The 26,586-nt window shown below is 59.9% G+C and carries 21 protein-coding genes; 12 read left to right on the top strand and 9 right to left on the bottom strand.

The genetic code is table 11. The features are described from left to right. The first annotated feature begins 21 nt into the window (after positions 1 to 21). Positions 22 to 813 (top strand): triose-phosphate isomerase, encoded by a 792-nt coding sequence (gene tpiA / locus JIN84_RS17695; protein WP_200352398.1) that lies wholly within the window; start codon positions 22 to 24, stop codon positions 811 to 813. Between the two features lie 129 nt (positions 814 to 942). Further along, a complete protein-coding gene (locus tag JIN84_RS17700) occupies positions 943 to 1,626 on the top strand; it encodes a hypothetical protein (protein WP_200352399.1) in 684 nt (227 codons plus the stop codon). A gap of 63 nt (positions 1,627 to 1,689) precedes the next feature. Here JIN84_RS17700 and JIN84_RS17705 read toward each other — a convergent pair whose 3' ends face one another. After that, the gene (locus JIN84_RS17705) at positions 1,690 to 2,949 is read right to left on the bottom strand and encodes a polysaccharide pyruvyl transferase family protein (RefSeq protein WP_200352400.1); all 1,260 of its coding nucleotides are present in this window, start codon (positions 2,947 to 2,949) and stop codon (positions 1,690 to 1,692) included. A gap of 322 nt (positions 2,950 to 3,271) precedes the next feature. Here JIN84_RS17705 and bioB point away from each other — a divergent pair, with 322 nt between their 5' ends. From bioB to JIN84_RS23555, 4 genes are all read left to right on the top strand, one after another. Then, entirely contained in the window at positions 3,272 to 4,285 is a 1,014-nt protein-coding gene (gene bioB / locus JIN84_RS17710) for a biotin synthase BioB (protein WP_200352401.1), read from the top strand. A gap of 22 nt (positions 4,286 to 4,307) precedes the next feature. Next, positions 4,308 to 4,511, top strand: a complete 204-nt coding sequence (locus tag JIN84_RS17715; protein WP_200352402.1) for a type II toxin-antitoxin system HicA family toxin — start codon at positions 4,308 to 4,310, stop codon at positions 4,509 to 4,511. Positions 4,512 to 4,520: 9 nt separating this feature from the next. Beyond that, positions 4,521 to 4,760: a hypothetical protein gene (locus JIN84_RS17720; RefSeq protein ID WP_200352403.1), complete on the top strand. Its 240-nt coding sequence runs from the start codon at positions 4,521 to 4,523 to the stop codon at positions 4,758 to 4,760. Positions 4,761 to 4,886: 126 nt separating this feature from the next. Then, the gene (locus tag JIN84_RS23555; RefSeq protein ID WP_425602308.1) at positions 4,887 to 5,078 is read left to right on the top strand and encodes a DUF4238 domain-containing protein; all 192 of its coding nucleotides are present in this window, start codon (positions 4,887 to 4,889) and stop codon (positions 5,076 to 5,078) included. A 94-nt stretch (positions 5,079 to 5,172) separates the two neighbouring features. Here JIN84_RS23555 and JIN84_RS17730 read toward each other — a convergent pair whose 3' ends face one another. After that, complete coding sequence (locus JIN84_RS17730; protein ID WP_200352405.1) at positions 5,173 to 6,051, bottom strand: LysR substrate-binding domain-containing protein; 879 nt, start codon at positions 6,049 to 6,051, stop codon at positions 5,173 to 5,175. Positions 6,052 to 6,121: 70 nt separating this feature from the next. Between JIN84_RS17730 and ilvD the strand changes: the two genes are divergently transcribed. Both ilvD and JIN84_RS17740 read left to right on the top strand, forming a co-directional pair. After that, the gene (gene ilvD, locus JIN84_RS17735) at positions 6,122 to 7,807 is read left to right on the top strand and encodes a dihydroxy-acid dehydratase (RefSeq protein WP_200352406.1); all 1,686 of its coding nucleotides are present in this window, start codon (positions 6,122 to 6,124) and stop codon (positions 7,805 to 7,807) included. Between the two features lie 197 nt (positions 7,808 to 8,004). Beyond that, positions 8,005 to 8,811 carry a sterol desaturase family protein gene (locus JIN84_RS17740; protein ID WP_200352407.1) on the top strand — a complete coding sequence of 269 codons (807 nt, stop codon included), beginning with the start codon at positions 8,005 to 8,007 and terminating at the stop codon, positions 8,809 to 8,811. Between the two features lie 207 nt (positions 8,812 to 9,018). On the opposite strand, the gene JIN84_RS17745 is transcribed toward JIN84_RS17740, so the two are convergent. After that, positions 9,019 to 12,516, bottom strand: a complete 3,498-nt coding sequence (locus JIN84_RS17745) for a DEAD/DEAH box helicase (RefSeq protein WP_200352408.1) — start codon at positions 12,514 to 12,516, stop codon at positions 9,019 to 9,021. A gap of 186 nt (positions 12,517 to 12,702) precedes the next feature. Continuing rightward, complete coding sequence (locus JIN84_RS17750) at positions 12,703 to 13,233, bottom strand: DUF3592 domain-containing protein (protein ID WP_200352409.1); 531 nt, start codon at positions 13,231 to 13,233, stop codon at positions 12,703 to 12,705. Positions 13,234 to 13,552: 319 nt separating this feature from the next. On the opposite strand from JIN84_RS17750, the gene JIN84_RS17755 reads away from it, so the two are divergent. From JIN84_RS17755 to JIN84_RS17770, 4 genes are all read left to right on the top strand, one after another. Beyond that, the gene (locus tag JIN84_RS17755) at positions 13,553 to 17,089 is read left to right on the top strand and encodes a pilus assembly PilX family protein (protein ID WP_200352410.1); all 3,537 of its coding nucleotides are present in this window, start codon (positions 13,553 to 13,555) and stop codon (positions 17,087 to 17,089) included. Positions 17,090 to 17,135: 46 nt separating this feature from the next. After that, positions 17,136 to 17,870 carry a hypothetical protein gene (locus tag JIN84_RS17760; protein WP_200352411.1) on the top strand — a complete coding sequence of 245 codons (735 nt, stop codon included), beginning with the start codon at positions 17,136 to 17,138 and terminating at the stop codon, positions 17,868 to 17,870. A 64-nt stretch (positions 17,871 to 17,934) separates the two neighbouring features. Next, positions 17,935 to 19,551: a S8 family peptidase gene (locus tag JIN84_RS17765; protein ID WP_200352412.1), complete on the top strand. Its 1,617-nt coding sequence runs from the start codon at positions 17,935 to 17,937 to the stop codon at positions 19,549 to 19,551. A 28-nt stretch (positions 19,552 to 19,579) separates the two neighbouring features. Continuing rightward, positions 19,580 to 20,320, top strand: coding sequence for a hypothetical protein (locus JIN84_RS17770; protein WP_200352413.1), 741 nt, complete (start codon positions 19,580 to 19,582; stop codon positions 20,318 to 20,320). 227 nt (positions 20,321 to 20,547) lie between these two features. Here the strand turns inward: JIN84_RS17770 and JIN84_RS17775 are convergent, their stop codons facing one another. The 5 genes from JIN84_RS17775 to JIN84_RS17795 are packed head-to-tail and all read right to left on the bottom strand — an operon-like array spanning position 20,548 to position 26,576. Next, the gene (locus JIN84_RS17775; RefSeq protein ID WP_200352414.1) at positions 20,548 to 21,240 is read right to left on the bottom strand and encodes a hypothetical protein; all 693 of its coding nucleotides are present in this window, start codon (positions 21,238 to 21,240) and stop codon (positions 20,548 to 20,550) included. Then, positions 21,240 to 21,527: a hypothetical protein gene (locus JIN84_RS17780; protein ID WP_200352415.1), complete on the bottom strand. Its 288-nt coding sequence runs from the start codon at positions 21,525 to 21,527 to the stop codon at positions 21,240 to 21,242. Before JIN84_RS17780 ends, JIN84_RS17775 begins: the two co-directional genes overlap by 1 nt. Further along, entirely contained in the window at positions 21,520 to 24,936 is a 3,417-nt protein-coding gene (locus tag JIN84_RS17785) for an Ig-like domain-containing protein (RefSeq protein WP_200352416.1), read from the bottom strand. Before JIN84_RS17785 ends, JIN84_RS17780 begins: the two co-directional genes overlap by 8 nt. Further along, positions 24,937 to 25,854: a hypothetical protein gene (locus JIN84_RS17790; protein WP_200352417.1), complete on the bottom strand. Its 918-nt coding sequence runs from the start codon at positions 25,852 to 25,854 to the stop codon at positions 24,937 to 24,939. It lies immediately after the preceding gene. Further along, on the bottom strand, positions 25,851 to 26,576 hold the full coding sequence (locus JIN84_RS17795; protein WP_234043556.1) for a hypothetical protein: 726 nt from the start codon (positions 26,574 to 26,576) through the stop codon (positions 25,851 to 25,853). Before JIN84_RS17795 ends, JIN84_RS17790 begins: the two co-directional genes overlap by 4 nt. Between the last annotated feature and the right edge of the window lie 10 nt (positions 26,577 to 26,586).

The raw sequence follows: 26,586 nt of genomic DNA on the forward strand, positions 1-26,586 counted from the left end.
CCAACCACTGAAACCATCATCATGAATCGTAAACCGATTTTCGCCGCCAACTGGAAGATGAACAAGGGCGCTTCCGAAACGGAAGACTTCATCAAGAGCTTCCTGTCCAAGCTGCAAGGCCAGGATTTTCCCTGTGAAATCGTCATCGCGCCTCCGTTCGTCTCGCTGCCGAAGCTCGCGGACCTCCTGCACACCGCCACTGCGGTGCAGAACGCCCATGCCATCCAGATCGCCGCACAAAACTGCTCGCAGTTCGACTCCGGTGCCTACACGGGTGAGATCAGCGTGCTGATGCTGCGCGAGTTTTTCGTCCACTACGTCATCCTCGGCCACAGCGAGCGCCGCGCCATCTACGGCGAGACCGACGCGATCATCAACGCGAAGATCAAGAAGGCCCGCGAAGCGAACCTGAAGCCGATCTTCTGCATCGGTGAGACCCTCGCCGAGCGCGAGGCAGGCAATCTGGAAACCGTCCTCCGCACCCAGATCACCGGTGGTCTTGAGGGGGTTTCCGAGAAGGACCTCGGAGAAACCGTCATCGCCTACGAACCTGTCTGGGCGATCGGAACCGGCGTCACCGCCAGCTCCGAGCAGGCACAGGAAGCTCACGCCTTCGTCCGCTCCGTCATTGCCGACCTCTACGGTGCCGACGCGGCCGCGAAGATCCGCATCCAATACGGCGGCAGCGTGAAGCCCGGCAACGCCGCCGAGCTCATGGCGTGTCCGGATATCGACGGAGCACTCATCGGCGGAGCCGCCCTTGAGCCGCAGAGCTTCCTGGAAATCATCCGCAACGGCTCGCAAGGCGAGTAATTGTCAGAGAATCACAGGCCGCGTGGGAAAACCCACGCGGCTTTTTCATTTAACCTTTCCTGAATTCTTCTGCCTTGTTCCGTGACTTCCGGCTTTCCACGGCAGAATTGCCCCACTAAGTTCCCCGCCATGACCGGTCGCGCCCGCATCCTGCTCCTGATTTCGCTCCTGCTCACCTCCTTCTGCTCGGCGGACCACGTCATCGTCACCGGCGGCACGGCATTGCGGAAATGGGAGAATTACCGCGTCACGGAAGATCAACACGACCGGTGGTGGGCGAACTTCGTCCGCGCCTCCACCCTCCGCATGGCGGAAATCCGCAAGGCTTATGGTGCGAACGCACCCATCGTCTGGCTGGTATATCAACCGGCCTACCAGGCTCGCGGCCGTGAGGATGGCAAGCCATACACTTCATGGATCGCCGAACAGGCGGCGAAGCGCAAGGTCACCCTGGTGTGGTTCAACAGTTCCGGAGATTTCCTCCAGAAACTCAACTCCCGTCCGCGTGGCTCTGTCGAGACCTTTGATTTCTTCGGCCATTCGAACCGCCACGCCTTCATGTTCGATTACAGCGCTGAAATCATCGGCGCCTCCACCGCGTGGTTGCACGAGCGCGATCTGCCGCGCATCCGTTCGTCCATCTTCGCCCGCAACGCCTATTGCAAGAGCTGGGGTTGCCACACCGGAGAAAGCATGAGCGCCGTCTGGAGAAAATCCACCGGCACCGCACTTGAAGGTGCGAGGGGACCCACTGTTTACAATGATGTCGGACAGGGGAAGCTTCCCTTCGTCCGCGGCAGTTGGGTCCGCTGAATCATGCGATCCAGGCGGGGCGGACTGCTCCGCCCGCGTCATGCGTCGTGACAGCGCATCGCCTCAGCTGCCGAGCAGTCTCCCAATGGCTTGCGCGATCTCACGTTTCTGCTGGGACAGTTCACCGACGCGTTGCCGCAGCCGATCCGATTGAGGATGGTTTTTGACCTCATTCATGGTTTCCAACAGCGTGCGTTTGTTGTCCAGCGCGACAAATGAAGATCCCAGCGCGGTCACGGAGTGATGTTTGGCGCGGTAGAAGGCGGACTGTGCGAGGAAGATTCCGCTCATGCCATTGCCTGCTCCGATGAGGTGGGGATGAAAACGGGAAGTGATCATGAAGTCATTTCTTTTCATCGGGATCGATCCATTGACCAGCTCCGCGGGTGTCAGCAGTTTGACGCCCGGGATCGCCTTTTTCAGCAATCGGAAAACCACGCGGTCAGGCTTGCAGCAAAGCCAGAAATACACATCTCCGAACGACTCGGCGGTGAGGCGGATATCTTCGATCAGTTTGCCGGTTGAATCGAATCTCGAGATTTTGGGGAAAAACGACAAATGGAGCGAGGGCTTCTCATCCGGAACATCGGTCGCTCCTGTGGATTTTGCCTGAGGAAACTGGAGAAACACATCATCAAGTCCACAGAGCGCGTTTCCCCGGTCTCCGAGAATTTTCCCGATGCTGTCATGACTGTCCCTGTCCCTCGTTTCGAAGAGATCGAAGTTTTCCAAAACAGAGCGGATGAATCCCTGCCATTCCGGTGGAGGGAGGGGCAGAGGGGTGACTCCGAGTCCCGTTGCGACGACCGGTACTCCGAAGAGCCTTTTCAAGGCGGCGCAACAGCCCAATAAAAATCCGGAGTTCGGCCATGAGCCGGAGATGTAACCGCCGCCCACCAGATGGATGAGCTTTAGCTTTGTGAAATCCGGAACGTCTTCCAAGGGGATCTGGAGCTTGCGCCCGCGGTCGTTCAAGGTAAGCCGGTTCTTGCGGGAGAGCAGGGTGTCCCACAGGCTTTTCTGCTTCCAGTCACGAGGCAGGGGCATCAGTACCGAAGCGTTCGTCATGACGAATTCGAAGCCCCGCGCGCAGTGTTCCCAAAAGGAACCCGGAGCCTTGTCTTGTGCCAATGCCTTGAGGAAAAAAAAGAACCTGGTTTCCGGGTGGGCCCCCCCGTGAATCTTCCGGGACTGGTTGATCGATTTGCAGTCGAGGTGGAGGGGGGTGTCGGGGTGGTGGGTGGCATAGTGGTCCAGCCATTTGCGGACGATGAGCTCGTCGCCGAAGTTTGGGGCGCCGCTACCCGATAGCAGATAGATCATATGTGGTCGGAAATTCGTGCGATACTTTTCCTGCGTGATGTCTTGCCCATTCCCATTGGGGGGGAACTGCTTTTCAAGCGGGGATGGTGGGTAATCGGTTCAGTTGTGTCGGCAACCAAAGCTCGGAATGTACCGTGGACCACATCGCGACGCCGGGAAACTTTCTTGTTCACTCAAACGGGTCAAGGGAAATCCTCCGCCGCCGGGATCCGGAGAATCCACGGATTTGCTCCGTCGGTCCGTCCTTTTCGCTCTCGCTTCTTGCCATCCGCTTGGCGCGGTGTACGAAGTCCGTGCACGGCTCGCCCGGATTTCCACCACCATGACTCTCGCAGAACTTCAATCGCTTCACGATCTTCCGTTTTTCGAACTCCTCAAGCGCGCCCGCGCCGTGCATGAGGCGAATTTCACCGATGGGAAAATCCAGCTCTGCACGCTGCTTTCCATCAAGACCGGCGGTTGCTCGGAAGACTGCGCCTACTGCACCCAGTCCGCCCGCTACGACACGGACCTGCAAAGCCAGCGCCTGCTCTCAAAGGAGACCGTCATGGAAAGCGCCCGCGCCGCCCGTGCGAACGGTTCCACCCGTTTCTGCATGGGGGCCGCCTGGCGTGGTGTCCGTGGAGGCACCGAGCGTTTCAACCAGGTGGTGGACATCGTGAAGGAAGTCTCGTCGCTCGGAATGGAAGTCTGCGTCACCCTTGGCGAACTGGGGCCGAACGAAGCCGTCGTCCTCAAGGAGGCGGGTGTCACCGCCTACAACCACAACCTCGACACGTCGCCGGAGCACTACCCGAACATCGTCACCTCGCACACCTATGAGGACCGCCTCCGGACGATCCGCAACGTGCAGGATGCCGGCATGTCCGTCTGCTGCGGCGGCATCCTCGGCATCAGCGAAACCATCACCGACCGCCTGCGCATGCTGGAGGTGATCTCCAGCTTCAATCCGCAACCGGAAAGCGTGCCGATCAATTCGCTCATGCCGATGCCCGGCACTCCGCTGGCGGACAACCCGCAGGTCGATCCGTTCGACCTCGTCCGCATGATCGCCTGCGCCCGCATCGCCGTCCCCGGCGCGAAGGTCCGACTCTCCGCCGGCCGCACCCGCCTCTCCGACGAAACCCAGGCCCTCTGCTTCTTCGCCGGAGCGAACTCGATTTTCTACGGAGACAAGCTCCTCACCGCCTCGAACCCCGAAGCCCGCAAGGACCTCGAACTTCTCAAAAAACTCGGCCTCGAAACCCTCGAGCCGAATCCCTCCATGGAAGCTCCGCAGGCCGATCTCTCGCAACCCGCGAGCCCGGCGTGCTGCACACCTGCGGGGTGTTGTTGAGAAACACCGCCCGCCAACCTTCATGCCGCGTAAAATCCGAGATCTCATCTCAGACCTTCGCAAGGCGGGATTCGCCTTGGACCGTCAAAAGGGATCACATCGCCAGTTCAAGCATCCTTCATTTCAGGGCATCATCACCCTGAGTGGCGGGGAAGGGGATGACTCGAAAACCTATCAGGAGCGCCAGGTTGCGAAAGCAATTGCCGATTCTAAGTCTGCAGGATAGATTCTCACCATGAAACCGGAAGACCGCTACCATCGCTTCGTCCGCTGGTCCGATGAGGATCAGTGTTACATCGGTTACTGCCCGGACCTTTACTTCGGCGGCACCTGTCATGGAGAACAGGAGGAGGCAACCTACGCGGAGCTTTGCTCCATCGTCCGCGACGAAATCGCCCACCGTCTCGCCAAGGGAGAAGTCCTTCCCAAACCTGCAGTCCGCGCGACCCGAGATTTGGATTTTGCCGCAGCTTAGAGCTCGTTCTTCTTTTGAACCAGCAAGGCTGAAAATATTCCACTTCGATTGAAGTCATAGTCTCATGGGCAGGGCAATCAGATGGGAGCGCGCCGCTCGGCGAACCATCATGGTCACAGCCCAGAAATGAAAAGAAATCGAAGAAGCGAGAGGCATCATTTCGTTCCCCAATTTTATCTGAGGCATTGGTGCAATCACAAGGATCGCCTTTGGGTTCATCCGATGGACGGCAAACAGCCATATGAATCGCGTGCAAATTCTGTCGCCTTTGAAAGAGGGCTCTATTCGACTGAAGATTTACCAGATATTCAAAATTGATTAAGAAGCAGACCTCGGTGGTGTCGAGTCTTTGGTTGCTCCCCAATGGCCTCGGATATTCGACAAAATAGGTGATCCAATAAGAAAGATTAATCTACCTCAACAAGCGGATCAAATCCCTCAACGCCTCTTCTCCCCGGCTTGTCCGGTGCGCGAAGACGTGGGTGATTTTGGGACGGCCTTCGATGGCGACGGCACTTACCGCTGATCCCATCATAGTACCGAGTGTCTGGGGGAGGATGGCCACGCCTGATCCTGCGGCGACCATGAGTGCCACGGCTTGGGCTCGGGGGGATTCCAGGATGACTCTTGGGCGGAAGCCTGCGGCACGGCATAGCTCGCGGACGTGGCTGGCGAAGGCCGGGGCGGATTCGCCGGAGACGGCGACGAATGATTCGTCCGCGAGTGATTTCAGTTTGATACTTTTCCGGCCTGCGAAGGCGTGGGCGGAGGGGAGGAGGCAGACGAGCGGTTCCTTGCGCAATTCGAAGAACCCGATGCCCGCGGCCGCGTCCGGGGTGGCCATGCCGACGAAGCCTCCGTCGAGCCTGCCGTCGGCGATTGCTTTCAACTGTTCGCCCGGTGGCACGTCGTGCAGCATGATCTGGACCTGCGGGTGGCGCTCGCGGAATTCGCGGAAGACTTCCACCAGAGCGTCATTCATCACCGCGCTGACGAAGCCGAGGCGCAGTCGGGCGGTTTCACCGATCGCACAACGCCGCGCGGCTTCTCCGGCGCGGATGAGGCGGCGGGGGATGTTCCGCGTTTCCTCGTAGAACAAGCTGCCTGCGGCGGTAAGTGAGACGTTTCTCGGTTCGCGTAGAAACAACCGCGCGCCGATTTTTTCCTCCAGTGTCTTGATGTGCCGGGAGAGGGGAGGTTGAGCCAGATTCAGCCGTTTCGCCGCGCGGGTGAAGGACAGTTCCTCCGCCACCGCCATGAAGCATTCCAGTTCCCGGATCGAGTAGTCCATACCGATTCGGTATCACAAACGAACGAAACAGGTAATTTTATTATCTCCGGAATTTTCTAAAATCACCGCCATGGCCATCAGCGACACCATCAAAAAAGGCTCCATCCGTGCTCCCCATCGCTCTCTTCTGCGGGCGACGGGGGTGATCCAATCGGAGGAGGATTTCGACAAGCCCTTCATCGCCATCGCGAATTCCTTCGTGCAAATCATCCCCGGTCACGCGCATCTGGATGTCGTGGGTCGCAAGGTGCGCCAGGCGGTGCGGGATGCGGGCGGTGTGCCGTTCGAGTTCAACTGCATCGGCGTGGACGACGGCATCGCCATGGGGCACGGGGGGATGAAATACTCGCTGGCTTCGCGTGAGCTCATCGCGGACAGCATCGAGACCATGTTGCGCGCTCATTGCTTCGATGGAGTGGTGTGTATTCCGAACTGCGACAAGATCGTGCCCGGCATGATGATGGGCGCGGCGCGTGTGGACATTCCCACGGTTTTCGTCTCCGGCGGGCCGATGCGTTCCGGGAGAAATCCCAGCACCGGGAAGTCGCTGGACCTCGCCTCCGTGTTCGAAGCCGTGGGCCAGTTCTCGGCCGACGCCATCACCGGGCAACAGCTTGATGAGATTGAGAAAAACGCCTGTCCCACCTGCGGTTCGTGTTCCGGCATGTTCACCGCGAATTCCATGAACTGCCTGTGCGAGGCGCTCGGGCTGGCCCTGCCGGGCAATGGTTCGATCCTCGCCACTGACCCCGCCCGCGACGCGCTTTTCGAACGCGCGGGCCGCACCATCCTGCGCCTCGTGCGGGACAACATGCGCCCGTCCGACATCCTGACGCGCGAGGCATTTGAAAACGCTCTCGCGCTCGACATGGCGATGGGTGGTTCGTCCAACACCATCCTGCACACCATCGCTGTGGCGCATGAGGCGGGCATCGATCTCACGATGGCGGATTTCAACACCATCTCCGACCGGACACCGCACCTGTGCAAGGTTGCTCCATCCGGCAGTCATTACATGGAAGACATCGACCGCGCGGGCGGCATCCCCGCATTGCTGCAGGTGCTCTCGCGCAAGCCCGGACTGCTCCACCCGGATTGTCTGACGGCCAGCGGACTCACCATCGGGGAGATCGCGGGCGCGGCGGAGGTGAAGGACAGCGACGTCATCCGTCCGCTGGAGAATCCCTACTCGGAAAAGGGCGGACTCGCCATCCTCTTCGGCAATCTCGCACCCGACGGCTGCGTGGTGAAGTCCGCCGGAGTGAGTCCCGCGATGATGCGATTCACGGGCAGCGCCGTGATTTTCGAATCCCAGGAAGAGGCGTCCACAGGCATCCTGCTGGGAAAAGTGAAGGCGGGGGATGTGGTGGTCATCCGTTACGAAGGACCGCGCGGCGGTCCGGGCATGCAGGAGATGCTCGCTCCGACCTCGGCCATCGCGGGCCGCGGATTGGGAGACTCCGTGGCTCTCATCACGGATGGTCGTTTTTCGGGAGCGACGCGCGGCGGAGCGATCGGTCATGTTTCTCCGGAGGCTGCGGCGGGAGGGGCCATCGCGCTGATAGAAAAGGGAGATCGCATCGAGATCGATATCCCGGCCCGCAGCATCCACCTGCATGTGTCCGGGGAAATCCTCGCGGAACGTCGCAGCCGCTGGCAGCCGCCGGAGCCAAGAATCCGCACCGGCTATCTCGCACGTTACGCGGCGATGGTTTCCAGCGCGGATACCGGGGCGATTCTGCGGCCGGTTGCTTGAGAATGTTCGGTTGAGGAGCGCGCTCATTCTGACGACGCTCCTCGGGAGGTGGCCAAGTCCATCCTAGCCGAGGTCGCGGAGTGCTCCGGGGAGAGATGGGGCGGTCACAGCCCGGGATCGAGACCAGTCATGCACCGGGAATTTCAAATTTCTCGTCTCTCCCGAAAGCAACGAATCCGGCCGGGCGTAGCTGCACCATGATCGCCGACATTTCCGCAATCGACCCGATCCTCGTCTTTTTCAAACACGTCGCCAATTCATCCGTATCCATTGCGATACGATATGGGATGCTGGCGGGATTCGCATGGCTGCTCGCCTATGTGATCTTTTACCGGCGGTGGAAGCACCGGAAGGTCGTGCAGAAATTGCCCGCGTCTTCGGAAATCCGGCGGGAGATCATGTATTCGATGTCCTCGGTGGTGATTTTCGCCGCAGTGGGGGCTCTGACGGTTTTTGCCGCGCGGCAGGGCTGGACGCAGTTTTACACGGAACCGGACGCCTATGCCACCGCCTGGTTCTGGGGGAGCATCGCCTGCGCCATCGTGCTGCATGACACGTGGTTCTACTGGACGCACCGGATGATGCACCACCGCAAGCTGTTCCGCTTCTTCCACCGGGTGCATCACCTCTCGCACAACCCGAGTCCCTGGGCCGCCTATGCCTTCGATCCGGCGGAGGCGGTGGTGCAGGCCCTGATTTTTCCACTGGTGGTTTTCGTCATGCCCATCCATCCGGGGGCATTCGCGATCTTCATGGTCTGGCAGATCGTCCACAACGTCGTGGGGCATACCGGTTTTGAAATCCATCCGCGCTGGCTCATCGACTCCTGGCTTGGAAAGATCCTCAACACCACGACGAACCACGCGATGCATCATGAGAAGATGAAGGGGAACTACGGTCTCTACTTCAACGTCTGGGACCGCATCATGAAGACGAACCACGCCAGCTACGAAGCCCGCTTCCGTGAGGTGACGAGCCGCCCCAGGGAGAGCCGAGGACGGTAAACCGGTCGCCCACAGTGCGACCCTCCGATGACGTCAGTCCGCTCGATACCCCGGGAGGGAGTTTGGTTCGGGGATTCATTTTGTCGAAAAAAACGCAAGGTCGCAAGCCGCGGCGATGCCGATGGACCCGGAACGCGGCAACGGATGGCACAAAAAAGCCCGGCGGTGAGGCCGGGCTTTTTTGTGGAATCATTTCAGAGAGGGAGATTATTTGATCTCGTCGTCCTCGTCGATGGTGTGGGTGAGGATGAACTGGAGGTCGTCCAGGCCGAGGTTCGAAGCGAAGCCCTCGTCGCCGAGTACGTTCGTGACGAGCTGGGTCTTCTGGTGCTGGAGGATCCGGATCTTTTCCTCGACCGTGTCCCGGGTGAGCAGACGGTAGGCGATGACCTTGTTCTTCTGGCCGATGCGGTGCGTCCGGTCGATCGCCTGGTTCTCGACGGCGGGGTTCCACCATGGATCGTAGAGGATGACGTAGGAGGCGGAGGTGAGGTTGAGGCCGGCGCCACCAGCCTTGAGGGAAAGCATGAAGACGGATGGCTCCTTGGTGGTCTGGAATTTCTCGATCTCGCCTTTCCGGTCCTTCGTCTGGCCGGTGAGGTAGTTGTAGGGGCGGTTTTCGAGTTCGAGGCGCGCCTTGATAAGGTCGAGCATCGAGACGAACTGGGAGAAGACGAGCACCTTGTGGCCTTCCTCGTGAAGCTGGTCGAGCAGGTAGAAGAGGGACTCCATTTTGGCGGATTCCTCCTTGAGATATTTCGGGTCGATGAGGCCGGGGTGACAGCAGATCTGGCGCAGCCGCATGAGGCCTTGCAGGATGGCGAAGCTGTTCTTCTTGACCGCCTCGTCGGAGTCGAGACCGAGGAGGGCCTTCTGGATCCGCTTGAGCTCGTTCTTGTAGAGCTCGAGCTGGATGCCTTCCATTTTCGCGTAGACTTCCTCTTCCGTCCGTGGCGGAAGGTCCTGGGCGACCTGAAGCTTCGTGCGGCGGAGGAGGAAGGGACGGAGGCGGGAGGCGAGGCGGGTTTGAGAAAGGGGATCCTTCCGCTTGTCGAAGCGCTTCTTGAAGTAGGCGCGGCTGCCGAGCACGCCGGGCATCGCGAACGCCATCAGCGACCACATGTCGAGCAGGCGGTTTTCGATCGGTGTTCCGGTGAGGACGAGGCGGTTCTGGGAGTCCAGCTCGCGGGCGCACTTGGCGGCCTTGGAGTCCGGGTTCTTGATCTGCTGTCCTTCGTCAAGGATGGTGGTGAGCCACTTGATGCCATTGAGTTCTTCTCCGCAAACGCGCAACTGGGCGTAGTTGAGGACGAGGATGTCGATGTGATTCTGGATGTGGTCGACATCGATGTCGTCGCGGTTCTTGAGGATCTTGACGGTGAGCTGCGGTGTGAATTTGCCCGCTTCGCTATACCAAACGTCGAGAACGGACTTGGGACAGACCACAAGGGCGGGCTTCTTCATGCCGCCGGTCTTCGCGTGCTCCTCGAAGAGCCAGAGAAGGTAGGTCAGCGACTGGATGGTTTTTCCAAGGCCCATGTCGTCCGCGAGGATGCCGCCGAAGTTGTTGACGGAAAGGTAGGCGAGGAACTTGAAACCGTCGATCTGATAGGGCCGCAGTGTGGCGTTGAGGCCGTCCGGGACGTTGGGGTTGACCTCGAGCTGGATGTCTCCGGCGCGGTTCTTGATGCGTTCCCATGCCTTGGGATCGAAGACTTCCGCGGCTTTCGGATCGGCAAGCTGGAGGGCGTGCATGCGGTGGGTCTCGCCGGAGAGATCGAACGGATCGAGTCCGAGACGGGTGACAGCCTCGCGTTGGTCGGCGTCGAGCTTGATTTCCAAGCGCATCCACGAGCCGTCGTCCATGCGGACATAGCCACCGCGGGCGGCGACAAGCTGGCGGATCTGTGCCTTGGAGAGATTGACGCCCTGCACGTCGATGACGATGCGGAGGTCGAACCAGTCGATGTCCTGGCCCACGACCTCGAAGCGGACGGCGGCGGTGACCGGGTCCGCCAGGATGGAGCGCAGGCGGAGATCGATGTCGAGCTCGATGCTTTCCGGCATGGCCTTGATCCACTCCGCGAATTTTTCGGGGAACTGTTTGGTGATGCGGGATTTGAAGGAAAGCAGCTTCTCATCGTAGCTGAGGCCCATCTCTTCAAGAATGGTGGGGACGGGATACAGGTCCTCACGGGCGAAGCGGAGAAGCTGCTTGCCCTTGACCGGTTGTTGCTCGGAGAGTTCCCAGCCTTCCTTGGTGAGGCGCTCGGTGCGGCGGCCCTTGGTCTCGATAGCTTGGACGTCGATGACCAAGTGCTCGGTCTCGGCGGCGGTGAGGCCGGCGACGAGGCTCATCGAGAACTTGGGCTTCAATTCCAGATCGACCACGCGCTTCTTGAGCGACTCAGGCAGGGAGGCACCGATTTTCCGAAGGAATTCCACACCCTCGAGCGAGTCGATGACCCGCGTCGGGATGAGGTAACGTGGCATGACGTCGGTTTCCTCCAACCAGCGAGGCGGGCCGGGGAACACGGTTTCGTCGGACTGATAGAGTTCCTTGCGGCCGGGAAGCAGGCGGACGGAGTGGGAGACATTTTCCCCCGCGGCGGTGACGAGCTGGAGGGCGAAGCTCTTCGCATCGTATGGATCATCCTCGCAAACCCACGAGAGACGGTCTTCGACGACCTTGAACTCCCGTTCGTCGAGGTTGACGATGTAGCCCTTGAGCGCGGGCTGGCGGAACACCCGGTTCATGAACCGGCAGGATTCCTCCTGATCGAAGTCGAGGGTGGTCTCGCCGTATTTGCGGAAGAACGCGAGGTAGTGTTCCCACAGCGTCTGGCTGGAGGCGTCCATCAGAAGCGCGGCTTCGTGATGGAGGTTCACGTAGTTCTCGATGTCATTTTTCTCGCGCAGCTGGACCCAGACGCCGGATTTCTCTTCCTTTATTTCCAAACGGGCCTCGTTGATGGTGGCGACGAGCCGGAAGGCGACATTGAGCGGCGCGTCCTGGGGAGGACGTTCGTTGACCTGCTCGATGCGCTCGTACCACGAAGCCACCTCGCGCTCCTGCTCCCAGTCCGCCATTTTCTTCTGCACGTGACCGAGGTCGGTGATCACGCTCATGAACTCGGGGTAGGGGAGCTTCTTCTTGTAGAAAGCGTATGCGATGTAGTTCCAGAATTCGAGGATGTCACCCGGCGGCATGGGCCACAGTTCAAGCGGCTCGTAGGTGGTGATTTCCCAGCGCGGAGTGATGCGGACCATGTCGTGGTCGTGGAGCTCGCCCTCGATGACGTAGCGGCGGTAGCGCTTCTCGATCTTCGTGACGAAATCCGCTTCCTTGTCGTCAAGCTCGCGGCCGAGTTTCTCCTCGATGATGTCGAGCACCGGAGTGTCGTCGAACTCGTTCGGCGACTCGGGAAGATCCTCGCCACGGTGCATGCGCTCCATCATGGTGGCATACTGGCAGGCCCCGGCGATCAGCTCGTCTTCGGCGGTACAGGAACCAAACCATCGGTTGCCCTGCAGGCGGAGGCTGGTGCGGAAGATGCCGGTCTCGTCCTCGACACGGCCTTGGATGAAGAGATGATTTCCGAAGATCTGAGTGACCGCTCCATCCTTTTGAAGCATCTCACCCCGTTTTCTGGCCTCTTCTGGAAAACTATTGAGAAAATTGAGGGTCGCTCGGTCTGGATTCATCGCGTCTGGAATGGGAAGAATTACCCGGCAATTTCCGCACGCAGCAACTTGCCGCGCCACGCAGCGCCGGGAAGCGAGCTTAAATCACGTCCTTCCGGGGACGCAATAAAAACCTTAGGTCCCGGCTTTTTTGCGTCATTGGTTGGAAGGGTGATGTAAGGAAAATTCCCTACATGGATCGCGGGGTTAATTTTTCCCCGCCACCATCGCCCGGAATGTGATGCCGAGACCCCCGATCACGAAGAGCGCGGGGAACCAGATCGAATACCCGGGCGCGAGTGAATCGGTCTTCAAAACAGCGGAATCCGGAGCCGCCGGATTCACATGGCAGAGGGCGGACTTGCCTGCTGGCAGTTCGGAGACGCGTTGTTCGATCAACGCGCGGTTCGATGACCAGGGACTGCCGCGAAGCGTCAGGTGGTCGCCCGTGTGAGGGGTCCCTTTCCATTCATAGCCAAAGCTGAGGGCGTGACGGAATTCCGGAGGCGAATTCTCGTCATGCTTCCTCTCCTCGACTTCCGAGGAAAGGATCACGCACGCGACCTCCGGCCATGACCGCATCTCGCGCGCCCGGAGGAAACTGCGGCCCATCAACCAGACGAAGAGTCCGCCGACCAACGCAAGGCTGAGTCCTATGATGGCGAGATACCACCGACCGGCGGCATTGCTGCCAGAAGTTCTTTTCGTGGGGTGGAGATTCTCTGCATCCGGTGGCATGCGGGGATGGTTGGCACCCTGCGAACGACGGCACCACACGAAATATTGCGATTTTGAAAAATTTGCTTCAAATTAGCACGAGATAAGCTACACATGGGGTAGTGAAAGTTACCCAAATGGGTAATCGACATTGTAGCTACATTGTGAAAACGTCGTCTGATCCCGCTGAGAGGCGGGATGATCACGCTCACATTTCGATGCTGAGATACTGATAAGTAAAAAACCAATTCTCTGATGAATGCTCCCAACCGGCCGAAAATACCCCGTTTCGTAGGCTGAGAAGGACATTGGTCAGTGTGATTTATCGTTACCCAATGCGATGAAACAAAACCCAAAAAAGAACCAACCAAGAGGCTTTGCCCTCGTCGTCACCTTATCGATGATGATCCTTCTGACCGTCATCGCGGTGGGATTGCTCACACTTTCTTCGGTCTCGATACGAACCGCGGCCAGAAACGATTCCATGTCGCTCGCCCGGGCGAATGCGAAACTGGCCCTCATGATCGCGATCGGTGACCTGCAGAAGACCGCAGGCCCCGACAAGGCGATCACCGCTCCAGCCAATCTTGTGGACGCAAACGCGGCTCCTGGCGTGACCGGGGTTTGGAAGTCATGGAAAGCCGGTCACACCAGCCCCAACTATGACGCGAAATCCGCCTCCAATTTCCAAGGATACCTGATCTCCGGATCGGATGTCACGGGAGTCGATCTCGAATCGCAACCCAATCCCGGGGAAGTGCCTGACACCAAGACGGCGTCCAAGGACACACGGAAGCTCGTCGGCAGCAGCAGCGTCGGGACCAACAACTCCTCTGCGGAAATCAACGCACCGGTCCTGACGGTCTCGGGCAAGTCGAAGGCTACCACCGGCGGACTCGCCTGGGTCACCATGGATGAGGGAGTGAAAGGGCGGATCGATCTCATGCCCGCAACGGATCCGGCTTCGACGGGCGACTCGATCGCGCAGATCGGCGCTCCAGCCCGGAACGGTTTCGAAGGGATTGCAAAACTGGATTTCCTGAACAAGAAAAACGAGGATCTCAAGGAACTTAACACGATCCTGCCGAAATTGGTCAGCCTGAAACAAGCGGGTTTTCCAGCCAACGACAAGGAAGCCACCGCCAGATATTTCAACGATTTCACCGTCGCGTCGAACTCCCTTCAGGTGGATGTCGCGAACGGCGGGCTCAAGACCGATCTGAGCGTGCTTTTCGACAATCCTTCTGCGACCGCCACGACGCTGCCCGATGCCTATGCGAACCGTTACCTGTATTCGGATGACGCGGTCCCATTTCAAGGGGCGAGCATGAATGCCGACATCCGGTGGGATTTCTATGCGAACTACGCCCGGCTCTACCGCCGTGTGACGGCGAACGACCTCAAGGCCGGGATGAAGGCCGCGCTTCCCGCGGGATATGGCACCCTCAAGAAGACCGTCGATTCCAAGCTCAAGGGTCCGCGATATGAGGCAACCGCAGCAAACCTCAAGCAGCCGATCCTGTTGCCTACAGTGCTCCGGGTGGACACCATCTTCAGCATTGTTGCGCACGACAGTCACGGCAACCGCACCCCTGCGGGTTCGCCATATAACAAGATGTTGTTCCTGACCTACCTGCCGGTGGTCACGCTGCACAATCCTTACAACGTCCCATTGCGGGTCAACAGTCTCCAAGTGGAGTTCTCCGACATTCCCGTTGGTTTCGAGTTCCTCGTCAATGGCCTGCCAACCACCAACGCGGGGTTGGACACGATCAACAACTTCTACGTCGACGCAGGCGACCGTGGAGCTTCGAAAGTTTTCAACATGCAACTCTCCAACAGTCTGAGCGGCCCCGTCGACGTGCCGATAGGAGCGGGCGAAACGAGGATTTTCGGAACTCCGTTTCCCGCCACAGCCACTTGGGCGAGTGAAGTCGGGTCGAATGGCAGCGGGTCGTCATTGATGTTCGACTGGCAAAGCAATCAGACGGGACAAACCGCGGTGGCCAACACGATGCCCGGCTTGTGTTCTCCAGGGAACATTGGAATCGGTTTTCATGTGGACTGGCTCGCCCGGGACGGAGTCCGTTCCCAATGGGTTACGGACCGGAGAAACGACGGAGTGGTGATGCTCAAGGATGATGATGTCATCAAGGTCAACTATGGTCCGAAGATCCCCAGCACCGCGGCGGCCAGCAACTCGTTTGGCGTCACCGTGAGACTGGGCAGCCAGGAGGCTGCGAAAACCCAGGTTTTCTATCGGGACGAGGCGAGATTGAAGGCCATCATGTCGGAAGGTGTCTCCGACCGCTTCCCGGAGGTCCGGACTTTCCCTGCCTCGTGTCCGCGTCCGTCGGAAAGCCCGATCACCACCAGGAATATTTATGAGCCGAACACGACCCAGGTCAAAGCTTACTCAAAAGCCCGTCCCTTCGCCGTATTCAGCGTGAGTGCCAAGACGACGATGGAATCGTTCACCATGAGCAGGCCGATGACGGATACCGGGATGTCGTTCCAAATGGCCACCTGTGATTTTGTCTCGAATGCGAGCGGCGGTGCGAGCCCGTTGGAATTCGCGCTCGTTCCTGTTAAGCAGAATGGTTTCGCAATCGAGTCCGGGGGACTGGCTGGTGCGAACAATACGTCGCTGCAGGCATTCTTCTTCGGAGGACACGGCGCTAACAAGGGTTCGAACAATGCGACGTTCTACGAAATTCCGATTGCTCCGCTCCAGTCCATCGCGCAGCTGCGCAATGCCAACGGCGGCAGCATTTCCTCAGCCCCATATGTGACCTACACCGTTGGTGAATCCCGCGCGCATCCGGCCATCCCGTCGGATGTGGCGTTCTCGAAACCGGATACGACCCGGGTGATGTTGGACCGGTCGTGGCTCGCGAACGACACCTTGTGGGACAAGTATTGGTTCTCCTCTCTGTCGACATTGCAGGGAGTCGGCTACAATGGGGCTGCCGCACGCACCCAGAAGGATCTCGCCACCGAGTTCTACAACGGCACGAGGCGGCTGCCGAACGCGCGCAATGTCGCCTATAAGGCAGGAAAATCCGCGGACGAAGCCGCCGCGGCCGCCATCACCACAGGAGGAGCGCAGGCGGCGGCCTACATGATGACCCAAGGCGGTTTCAATGTGAACAGCACTTCGGTGCCGGCGTGGATGTCCGTGCTTTCCAGCTTGTGCGGTGCCGACGTCCCCCTCACCACCGGTTCTCCTGAGAAGGATCCCAAAGGCACTCCGTTTTTGAGAATCCGCCAACCCGTGATGGCCGGCGGTTCCAATGCGACCGCAAAAGACAAGCTATGGAACAGCTATCGTACGCTGGAGAGCGGAGAAATCGAAACCCTCGCCAAGGAGATCGTCAAGGAGGTGCGTGACCGCGGTCCCTTCCTTTCGATGTCGGAGTTTGTGAACCGTCGCCTCTCGACAGGGCCTCTTTCGACGAGTGGTGCGATCCAGGCCGCGTTGGATCGGGCGAATCTCAACACCGCGATGCTGGGCAATGCGAGAGCCATCAGCCCGGCGAATGTCTCGGGATACGGTTGGGCGAATCCGGATGCGGTGATCAACAATACGGGAGCCGGCGGCCTCGGAGAGATTTCACAAGGCGACGTGCTTTCCACGATCGGTTCATTCGTCACCGTTCGCTCGGATACTTTCACCGTCCGTGCGGCTGGTGATGCGAGAGATGGCAATGGCAACATAACGGCCAGGGCATGGTGTGAAGCCGTCGTCCAGCGGCTGCCCGAATATGTCGACACCACGGAAACCGCCGAGTCGGTTCCCATCCTGCCTGTGAACATCAACTTCGGACGCCGCTTCGCGATCGTTTCATTCCGGTGGTTGAACGAAAGCGAAATTTGACCCTTTTCGGCTTTCCCGCCTCATGTTATCAATTTGCCAGCAGCTTATGTTTTCATTGAAAATTGTTACGAAAATCTGTGCCATCGCAGCCATTTCAACTTCGATATCGCTAGCTCAGAATGCCCGCAAGGTGGCGTTCAGAACCTTGTGCCTCGAGCAGATTCCGGGGCTTGAAAAAGTCTCGCTTCCCGGGGTCAATCCGGGAGAACTCCAGGAGGTGAATCTCTACACCGATGTTTCACCGGTGGTTGAGGGGGTCTTCAAGACCAGCGAAGCTGCTTTCTATTCGGCAGCTCCCGGCGCGGACGGCAAACCTGTCTTGAAGCCGGTCGGCAAGGCAACGCTTGGAAAATCAGAGCGACAATTGTTCATCTTCGCTCCCGTGAAGGCGGCGGATGGCAAGCCGGCCTATGGCATCACCGTCTTCGACGACGATACCAAGACCTTTCCAATGGGCCATATCCGTGCCATCAATCTCGCACCGGTGCCGATCAGGTTCCAATTGTCCGGCGAGCTGACTCCGCAAATCGCTCCCACGAAATTCGCGCAATTTCCGCATTCCAAGAAGGTGAACGACTACAACATGTATCCCGTTCTCGTGCAGTTCCTCAGCGGCAACGGCGAATGGGTGAACGGCCAGTCGGTCAGCTGGCGGGCTCTCGAGAACCGTCGCGAGATCGTCATCACGTCGGTGGATCTCCGCACCAAGCAGCCTACCGTGAACATGTTCGCGGACTTCCCGCCCTGGATGGAGAAACCCGCCTCTGCCTCCGGAAATTGATCCCACGGTAACTCTCGGAAATTTTTTCCTGCCGTTTTCCGATTTCCGGGGTTACCTGTGAATCATGCGCCGCCGCAATCTTTTCCTGACCCTTGGCTTCGCTTTCACGGCGATGCTCGGATACTGGCTTGCCGGGACGGCGACCCAGAAAGAGCCGGTCCGGCCAGTCTCGGTGGAAAGCGAGACCGCGCCGAAGCGGCCGGTCGTTGCCGACGAACCGGCACCCCAGTTCCGAAGAGGTGAGCGAGGCCCGGTTTTCCGGCGTGACGATGAGGCATCGGAGGCGGGTGCGTTGCCGGGGCAGCGGGTCCTCGTTTTCAAGGACCGGGAGGCGCTTGAGGATTTCCTGAAAAGGGCGGGGGACAAGGTGCGCCTCATGGGGCGGCTTGACGCTCTCAACGCCCTTCGCATCGGTTTCGGCAATTATGATGATCTCGCATCCCTGCTTCGCGGAGATGAGGAATCCTCGCTGATTTTCCCCGTTGACGTGCCGACGCCGGGCGAGGGCACCGCCCAGGACGGCGCTGTCGCACTTGGCAAGGGTTTGCTCGAGTGGCTGGGCATCACCGGAGACAATTCCGAGTGGGGGAGCGGTGTTCGCGTTGCCGTCCTCGATACGGGAGTGGCGACCAGCCCGGCCTTCCTGTCAAACATCTCCTGGTTGAATCTCGTCGATCTGCCGGGGGACCTCTCCAAGCAGAACGGCCACGGCACCGCCGTGGCCTCAATGATCATCGGCCAGAACGCTCTCACCCCGGGCGTCGCTCCGGGTGCGGATATCATTTCCATCCGGATCGCAAACGATCTCGGCCAATCCGACAGTTATCTCCTGGCACAGGGAATCATCGCCGCCGTGGACGGCGGAGCCTCCCTCATCAATATCTCCATGGGCAGCTTCGGGGACAGCGGGCTTGTCCGGAACGCCATCGCCTATGCCCAGGCGGCGGGGGCGCTCATCATCGCGGCGGCGGGAAATAACGGAATCGATCGTCTCTCTTATCCCGCCGCGAACGATGGAGTGATCGCCGTGGGTGCGGTGGACGCGCTGGGAAATCATCTGGACTTTTCAAACACGGGAAACCAATTGGCAATTTCCGCACCCGGATTCGGGGTGAACGCGGCATGGACCGGCGACCAGGCCGCCAGCGTCAACGGGACTTCGTTCAGCAGTCCCATTGTTGCCGGTGCCATCGCCGCGCTCATGAGCCAGCCGGGAGCGGCGAAACTCACCGCCACCCAAGCGAGGAACCTTCTTTTCGCCTATCTCAATGACAGCGGCCAGGAAGGAACCGATTCCGCGTATGGCGCTGGCATGCCGGACCTGGGCCGGGCCCTCAACGCGAACACCCGCGGCATCTACGATGCGGCGGTGGCTTCCCAGCGGATACTTCCTCCTTCGGCAGCCTATCCGAACGGACAGGTGGAAGTCATGGTGCAGAACCGTGGCACGGAGACGTTGATCAATACCGGAGTGACGATTTCCACGCCTCACGGGGTGGTGAATACGAACATCACCTCCCTGGGAGCGAACGCGGTGAAAACCATCCGCATCCCCATTTCGCAAGCCGCCACGACGGCGACCCGCTACGATTCCAGAGTCACCCTGTCGAATGGCGTCCGCGATTCGAAGCCGTCCAACGACCGTCGTTCCCAAAGCTATGCACCGGCTGGCGGCAAGTAGCGTCTTCTTCGCACTCTGTCTTTCGGTCGTGGCCGCTTCGCCTTCCCGGGAGGCGCCGAATCCGCAGGCTGTGGCGGCGAACCAACTCACTGTGGCGGGAAATGCCTGTGGCCCGACCGCGCTGTTGAATTCATTCCGTTTCGGAACAAAGAATTGGCAGCGTGCCTCGCTGGCGCTCGGCGGAGAGAATGACAAGCAGAGGATCCAGACCATCATCCGCCGCTATGGCATGCGTCCCTCCAATCACATCAACGGACGCGCCCGCTGGTCGAAAAAAGGTGTCAATATCGCGGACCTGGAGGACATCGCCAACGAGATGACTGTAGGCCAGGCGCTTCCAATCGTACGACAGGACGTTCTGTTCCTCAAGCAGGGGGAAAGTCAGGAAAAACTTCTCAAGCGGGTGCATTATCAGCTCAACACATCGCTGGCGAAAGGGCTTCCTCCCGTTCTCAGCATCAGACGCTACGCCAAGCGCGGCAAAGGCGGCGAGTGGATCGTGCTCGACGCGCACTTCGTCACCCTGACATCCATTCCGCGCAAGTTGGAGAAAGGTGCCCGTTCTTTTCCCGTCACCTATGTCGATCCGTGGGGAGGGAAGACCTGCCAAGGCTCCATCGGGATTCCCGCCCGGGCGATCTTGTCCGACGCCCCTGTCACGTCCCCGTGCCTTGAAGCCGTTTTTCCCCAGGCGTCCGTGGGAAGGAAACTCGCCCGCCCGGGAGAACCGACGGCTCTCACACTGGCAGCCATGTTGGGCAGGTGGTGACTTTTTCAAATCAACATTCGACAAGGCCCGGCAGAGCTGCGAATCCTCTCGCGCCGGAAGGCCCGCACTCACGCCGCTCCGGTTCAGACGCCGCTGTGATGGAATGGTAGACATCGCAGACTTAAAAGAGGCCGGAGCGTCCTTTTCGTTGATACTTCAATGGTCACACTTTCCGGGGAGGTGGTTTTTCGCACCCATTTAAAGCCCCAGGTGGTCAACGATGGTGGTCATTCGGCAGTGGTCAACGGAACACCGAAGGTGTTCGCTTTAACAGGATGGTTCACGAGCTTCGGATTGATGATTACCTTGTGCTCGTGCGTCTTCATCGTTTGGGAATTCCAGTGCATCTGACGGCCGTTCACGTTCGCCATCGACATGCCTGCCCGCCGCATCACGCTGGCGACGGTGATCTCGGAAAGGCATTCGCGCATCTCCACCGCGCATCGCTGCATTTCGAGCACCGCCCGACGGGAGAGCCGGTAGCACGACATGAGTAGGTGTGCGTCCGCCCAGGCCGGTGTGCCTGGATCCTTCCACCAAACAATTTCCGGAGTGTTTGCCCGAAGCCGGAGCGGCTGGCAAACGCAGTCGGCATCGACACCTTCCCAGTCGGCAAACAGCGCGGTCCAGCGGTCCTGCGAAGCGACAACGTCCGATTCGATGAACCAATATTGATCAGCCATAATCCGGTGTTCGATCACGGCCGCTGTGCCCATCGCTTCGGACTTCAGCCAGCACCTCCGGTCATAGGGCATCGAGGGATCTGCAGGGATCCAATCGGCTGGGATATGAATCGCCCGGGTGTGCGGATGTGGATGGGTGATGGAAGAAAACGCGTGGACGTTCGGGTGGGCTGCTTGGAGAGCCTGCACCCGCAGCCGATAGCCGGCGGGATCCTGAACAATGACCGCGGTTCTCATCAGATTGAGGTGGAGTCGTCGCAGCCGCCCTCAACCTCCTGATCTCCCTCGGTGAGCACCTGACCATTCCGCCACTCCAGTTTGCCTACCTCCTGTCCGTCGCAGTCCTTGAACGTGATGGAGCCCGTCTTCCCGCCTGCTTCGCGCACCTCGCACTTCTGCGGCTGGACCTTCATGTTCGGACGCTCCGCATGGGAACGAACCAGCGTCACCGCGGCTGTGCCGATCGATGTCGCTGCGATGACACGCGGTTGGAATGGAGTGCGGGGTGGAAATGGATCAACCATAGGTGCTGTCGACGTTGTTGTATTGCTCCATGTATTCGTCCCGGATGAACGTCCGCCGTGCCTGGCGTCCGTCGAGCGCCGTGCATGTCACCTCCATGATGAGCGGGAGCTGGGCGAGGAATATGCTCCGCAACTGGGCATTGGTGGTGCCCTGCGGAGCGTTGTTTTCGAACATCATGGGCCCACGCCATGTCGAATCGATGATTCCGCTCGCACCGGAACGAGGAGCACCGGTCGCATATGGGAAATTGTTTTTGCTCACAGGCACATAGCCAGCGGCGGCCTGACCGGGGAAATTGATGAACGTTTCCGCCAGTGTCGTCCCCGGCGACGGCTCGATGAATACCAGGTATCCGTCCCGGGAGCTGTCGGGAGCCCGCCAGCGTTTCGCCGGTGCTTCCGTGACCGTATCCAGCACGGTATTCCGGAATCTATCGAAGATTTCGATTCTTGGGGGTGCGAGGTCCACGACTGCGACGGTTTCATAGACGGGATCCGAGTCTCCCACCGCGTAACGGGCGAAAATCTCGTAGGTCTCGCCGTTCTGGCCGGGAAGCGTGAATGTGAAGTTCCGGGAAGGTGTGAGGATGGGAACATCGGTGAGAGAGCCTCCGGGACTTCTGATCTTGATGTGGGTCGCACCCACCGGTGCCTTCCCGTAGAAGTTCAGGATCTCGGACCACTGGTAGGATGGCTTCTCCAGGTCGAGATCGTGCGCGTTGATGTAGATGGATGCCGATTGAATGGTGGGTGTGCCGGGATCCGTTGCTACCACGCGCACCAGTTCTCCACGCACGAGCGGGACTGGCAACGTGATGTTGTAGACTCCGCCGCCGGCCGCCGTCGCACTGCCGACAAGCACGTCGTTCACGTATGCTTTCACGACGGACCCTGCGGACGCGTTGCCGGTGATCGAGTCGTAATCACCGCCGGGGAACGATGCGGAAGCGAGTGTCGGAGGCGTGGCCGAAGCTGTGACCGTGGTGGCCGGGGAGGTTCCGCCAGCATCGGTTGCGGTGACGGTGAGATTGTCGCCACTGGTAAGGACTGGCGAGAACGCGTGCGAGTATGCACCGGCACCGTTCGCGGTTGTCGTGAAAGGGATGCCGCCTGCCGTAGTATGCACCGAGGTCGATGTGATCAGCCCGGCACATGTGCCGTTGCTGAGGATCATCCCCAGGAGGTTGTCGTTCGGGCGGATGGCGTTTGCAGCGATGTTGAACGTGTTGGTGGAGCTGCCGCTGTTGAATTTGTCGTGAACGGTCGACGCTGCGAGCGCCGCCGCGGCTTTGGTTGCGACCTGCGACGGAGTATCGCCGGATGTGACGGCGAAGAGGAGGGTAAGCGGCGGGCTCGCGTGATCCACCCATGTGACCTCGAGCTGCGCGGTGCCGGTGGCGGTGACGGTCACCGGGTCATTCCCGGGAGTTGTGTTGACGGAGGTGGCCGGGGTGATGCCGGTGGTATTCGGATCGGTCAGGTCCATTTCGGCGGTGCCGTCGTTCGCCGCGGTGACGCGCGCGGTGGCGATCAGGGATGCTCCGTTCTTCGTGAACTCCCAGTGTGCGTCCACCGTGCTGGCCGCTGCGATCCCGAGAGCCTTCTCCGCCTGCTGTGCCGGGGTGTCGCCGGTAAGTATTCCCACGGTGATAAGCTCGGTCACCAGTGCGGATGTGAACTGGATCTCGATGTCGCCATCCGCTGTGGCATTGCCGACGAAAGTGAGGGTTTCGACTTGGGGACGGTTGGCGATGATGGTCAGCGTTTCGACCTGCGCGGCCGCGTTCACGAGAATGGCGATTGTTGCTCCCGGCTCGGATTGCCCGTTCACGGTCGACAGGTCCGTCGAAATCGTGGCGGAAGGCGCGAGCGGCGCCAGGTCGAATGTGGAGACGATTCGGGTGAGGGAACCCACTCCGCTGCGACGGGCGCTCACCAGCATCTCGACAGCATCGGTGAAAAGCGGTGTCCTCAGCGGCATGACGTAGTTGCCGGTGGTGTCGGTCTGCGCGACGCCCCATTCGACGCTGCCGACTCGGGCCCGGACCTCGGTCATCGGGCTTGTCTTGCCCATGATCATGGAATTGTCCGCCGCCATCGTCGCCGTGGGCGTCAGCGGGGGAATGACCGTGTTGGAAACGTCACCTGCGCCGGTGGAGCCGCCCGATCCTCCGAATGGCACGGTCACGCCGTTGTAGAGGCCCGTGGTATTGATCTGCGTGATTTCGGCGATGTAGAGGCCATATCCGACCTTCTGCGTTTCGTATCCCACCGTCATCTGGGTGAGGGCCGTGAAGGCTTCGAAATTTGGAGTTGCCGGCAGGGTATCGGTCCACTGGCCTTGGGCGAATCCGATCTGAGAATTGCCGATCTTGATTTCCCCGTGGATGCAGGCTGGGACCTCGAGCTGTCGCGCATCGGCGAACGTGGAGTTTCCCTTGGTGCTGGCGAGCCACCACGCGCGGGACTGCCCGATGGTCTCACGTTGGGTCACGACCTTCTGGATCGGGTAGGAACTCCTCAGGGAGTTCGGATCGGTGACGAGGAATCGGAGCACGCGCGCCTCATAGGGCCCGATGCTCGGTTCCTTCATGTCGTAGTAAATATAGAACGACTCGGCGTAGGATGCCGCGGCGGTGGAACTATCTGCGAACGCCGCGCAGCCGACCCATGTGGCGGACTTCAGGAGGTCCGGGAACCGGTATGGAACGTCCTTGATGAGTGTTGCGAGCTGCTTGGACGTGCCGAAGCCCTCGACAGTCTGCGTGATCCGGTAGTCGATGAATCGGTTACCTGGCTGGATCTCTACGGTTTCACCTCCGGAAGAACTCGCGGATCCAGTCTCGGCCGCGATGATCTCACGAGTCTCTGTGATATCGCAATCGATGTTGTCGTCGAAGAATTTCCGGGTGGTGACCTTTTTCAGCCACACCCGGGTGATGGCGACGAACAGGGAGTCGGGATCGGTGCCGATTCGGTCGACCGTTTCGCCGGTGTAGCAGTAGCCCACACCGCCGTAGAGTGCTGGTGCAATCAGCAGTTCAGCGATGGTGGGTGGCACCGTGTAGGTCTCGTTGTATCCAGCCAGATAGACCGCCCTGGGCATGACGTAGACACGGACGAGCTGGGTTCCGTCCTCCGCGAAATTGTAGGCCTCTTGGGCGGCGAAACTCACCGGCGCCGGCATGTGCTGGATCCACATGATGCGCAGCGATTTGTCCGGGACCAGTCCGCGGGCGATCACCACATGATTCGCGAAGGCATCACCCCACCCGGCTTCCACCGTGCTGCCGCGCTCCGGAAGCGGCATCTCAGCGGGGACCGCGCGCTGCGTCCGGTAAAGCGTGATGAATCCCTGAAACTGGGAATCGTCCTGAGTGGTGGTCGGGGTGTAAGCGTCGGAAGCCATTTAGTAGGGAGGGATGAATCGAGGGCCGGGGTTCTTGTTCGGGTTCGCCTCGGCGAGAGACCGGCGCGCATCCGCTTCACCGGATGACACAGTGTCCTCGCCGACGATTCCCCGCCAGAATGGTGATTTCCGCAGCGCTGCCACAGCCATCGGCAGGAAGATGGATTCGGACTTCCCGAAAGGTATCGGCAGGGCATTCCCGCTGGAGAGATCGGAGACCACCGGTGGCGCGAGCATCACCGGATAGCCGACGAAGTGCTGTTGGTTCGGGGCTGGGAAGAATCGCATCCGAAGCCTCGGCGGGGTGAGGGCGTCCGGTGACCAGGTGTCGATGGCGTAGGCAACCGGCGTGCCTGCGGTGGCAGCCACACTCGTTGCGATCGCTGTCTCGTGCCGCCTGAAGTTGAAGTCCTCCGTCGGGTTCGTCCCGACGAGTGATTTCGCATCAGGCATCGGCGTGATCTGATGGTTGTCCAGCATCACGGGCTGATGGACCTCCGCCACGTCGATGTCCACCTCGATGGAGTCGTTGTAGACGGTGGCCGACTTGGATCCGCTCGTTCCCGAATAGGGATACTTCAGCACGGCGGAAGCGCTGTTGTTCCTGATCTGGTTGTCGATATCAGCCCCGTCGATGCGGATCGTGCAGCCCGCGAACCATGCTTGCCAGCCGGTGATGGTCGCCGCCTTCGACCCTGCAGTCACCGCGATGGTGATCTGGGCGGGCGCGTTCAGGACGTGCCCGCGTTCGTCTTTTTTCACCCACGCCCCACCTTCGCCGAAGAGTTCCTGGAGGGCGTGATTCATCGCCTTCGCCACGGCTGCGTTCCTGCCGAGATATGGCGAGGCGTCGGGAATGGAACGCTCTTCGGGCGCGAAATAACCCAGCAGGATTTTGGCGGCTTCGTTGATGGTCATGCCCGGGCAGGTTCAGGCTTGCGACGGCCGGTTTTCTTCGCCGCGACCTTAGAGGCGGCTTTCTTTTTGGCCTCACTCTTTCGGCCGCGCATCTTGCGCATACGCACTGCGGCAGGGTCCATGGACAGCTCCCTTTTCACCGGGGTCGCGAGAATGTTTGGAGCTGGGGACGAAGGGGCGGAGGGCTGTGATGCTTCGCCGGTCCGGCTCGCGGCTTCCACGATATCGTCTGTCGGAGGGCTGATGGCCTGAACGAATTCCGAGAACGCTTCCGGCCCGCGGTGTGCCAGGCATTCCAGTCCTTCGAAGACGATCGGAGGCGCGTCGAGTTTCGTGAAAAAGTTCCGGAGGAGTTCGAGCATCTGCGAACCTTCACCAGTCGCGGCCGTCGTGTCCGTATCTTGCGCGCCCTCGCCCCATGGGATGATGAGGAAGACCAGCGGGACTTTCACTCCCATGACCGTCTGCATGTCGTGGCAGAGGGAAAGGTTCTCCCGCCATGGACCGCGTGGGATGTCATGTTGCCAGAGCGATGCTGGGATGTCGAGAATGTGGGCACCGATGGTGTTGTTGCGCTCGAACACGTATTGCCGCCGCTTGCCGCGGAGCCGGTAGGGTGAGGGATTCGGGACGGAAGCGCAGATGACACGGATGGCGGTTCTGTCTTGAGGAGATGCAAGCTCGTTGAGCACGCGCTGGTTGATTTCGATCGGCAGGTTCATGAGGTTCTGT

Origin of the sequence: Luteolibacter yonseiensis (genome assembly GCF_016595465.1) — a bacterium.
Lineage (GTDB): Bacteria > Verrucomicrobiota > Verrucomicrobiia > Verrucomicrobiales > Akkermansiaceae > Luteolibacter > Luteolibacter yonseiensis.

Coding starts and splice junctions, on each gene's coding strand:
- JIN84_RS17730 (WP_200352405.1), bottom strand. CDS start 6,051: ATGGACTACTCGATCCGGGAACTGGAATGCTTCATGGCGGTGGCGGAG.
- JIN84_RS17700 (WP_200352399.1), top strand. CDS start 943: ATGACCGGTCGCGCCCGCATCCTGCTCCTGATTTCGCTCCTGCTCACC.
- JIN84_RS17720 (WP_200352403.1), top strand. CDS start 4,521: ATGAAACCGGAAGACCGCTACCATCGCTTCGTCCGCTGGTCCGATGAG.
- JIN84_RS17755 (WP_200352410.1), top strand. CDS start 13,553: ATGAAACAAAACCCAAAAAAGAACCAACCAAGAGGCTTTGCCCTCGTC.
- bioB (WP_200352401.1), top strand. CDS start 3,272: ATGACTCTCGCAGAACTTCAATCGCTTCACGATCTTCCGTTTTTCGAA.
- JIN84_RS17715 (WP_200352402.1), top strand. CDS start 4,308: ATGCCGCGTAAAATCCGAGATCTCATCTCAGACCTTCGCAAGGCGGGA.
- JIN84_RS23555 (WP_425602308.1), top strand. CDS start 4,887: ATGAAAAGAAATCGAAGAAGCGAGAGGCATCATTTCGTTCCCCAATTT.
- JIN84_RS17765 (WP_200352412.1), top strand. CDS start 17,935: ATGCGCCGCCGCAATCTTTTCCTGACCCTTGGCTTCGCTTTCACGGCG.
- ilvD (WP_200352406.1), top strand. CDS start 6,122: ATGGCCATCAGCGACACCATCAAAAAAGGCTCCATCCGTGCTCCCCAT.
- JIN84_RS17775 (WP_200352414.1), bottom strand. CDS start 21,240: ATGAGAACCGCGGTCATTGTTCAGGATCCCGCCGGCTATCGGCTGCGG.
- JIN84_RS17785 (WP_200352416.1), bottom strand. CDS start 24,936: ATGGCTTCCGACGCTTACACCCCGACCACCACTCAGGACGATTCCCAG.
- JIN84_RS17740 (WP_200352407.1), top strand. CDS start 8,005: ATGATCGCCGACATTTCCGCAATCGACCCGATCCTCGTCTTTTTCAAA.
- JIN84_RS17745 (WP_200352408.1), bottom strand. CDS start 12,516: ATGAATCCAGACCGAGCGACCCTCAATTTTCTCAATAGTTTTCCAGAA.
- JIN84_RS17705 (WP_200352400.1), bottom strand. CDS start 2,949: ATGATCTATCTGCTATCGGGTAGCGGCGCCCCAAACTTCGGCGACGAG.
- JIN84_RS17760 (WP_200352411.1), top strand. CDS start 17,136: ATGTTTTCATTGAAAATTGTTACGAAAATCTGTGCCATCGCAGCCATT.
- tpiA (WP_200352398.1), top strand. CDS start 22: ATGAATCGTAAACCGATTTTCGCCGCCAACTGGAAGATGAACAAGGGC.
- JIN84_RS17750 (WP_200352409.1), bottom strand. CDS start 13,233: ATGCCACCGGATGCAGAGAATCTCCACCCCACGAAAAGAACTTCTGGC.
- JIN84_RS17795 (WP_234043556.1), bottom strand. CDS start 26,576: ATGAACCTGCCGATCGAAATCAACCAGCGCGTGCTCAACGAGCTTGCA.
- JIN84_RS17790 (WP_200352417.1), bottom strand. CDS start 25,854: ATGACCATCAACGAAGCCGCCAAAATCCTGCTGGGTTATTTCGCGCCC.
- JIN84_RS17780 (WP_200352415.1), bottom strand. CDS start 21,527: ATGGTTGATCCATTTCCACCCCGCACTCCATTCCAACCGCGTGTCATC.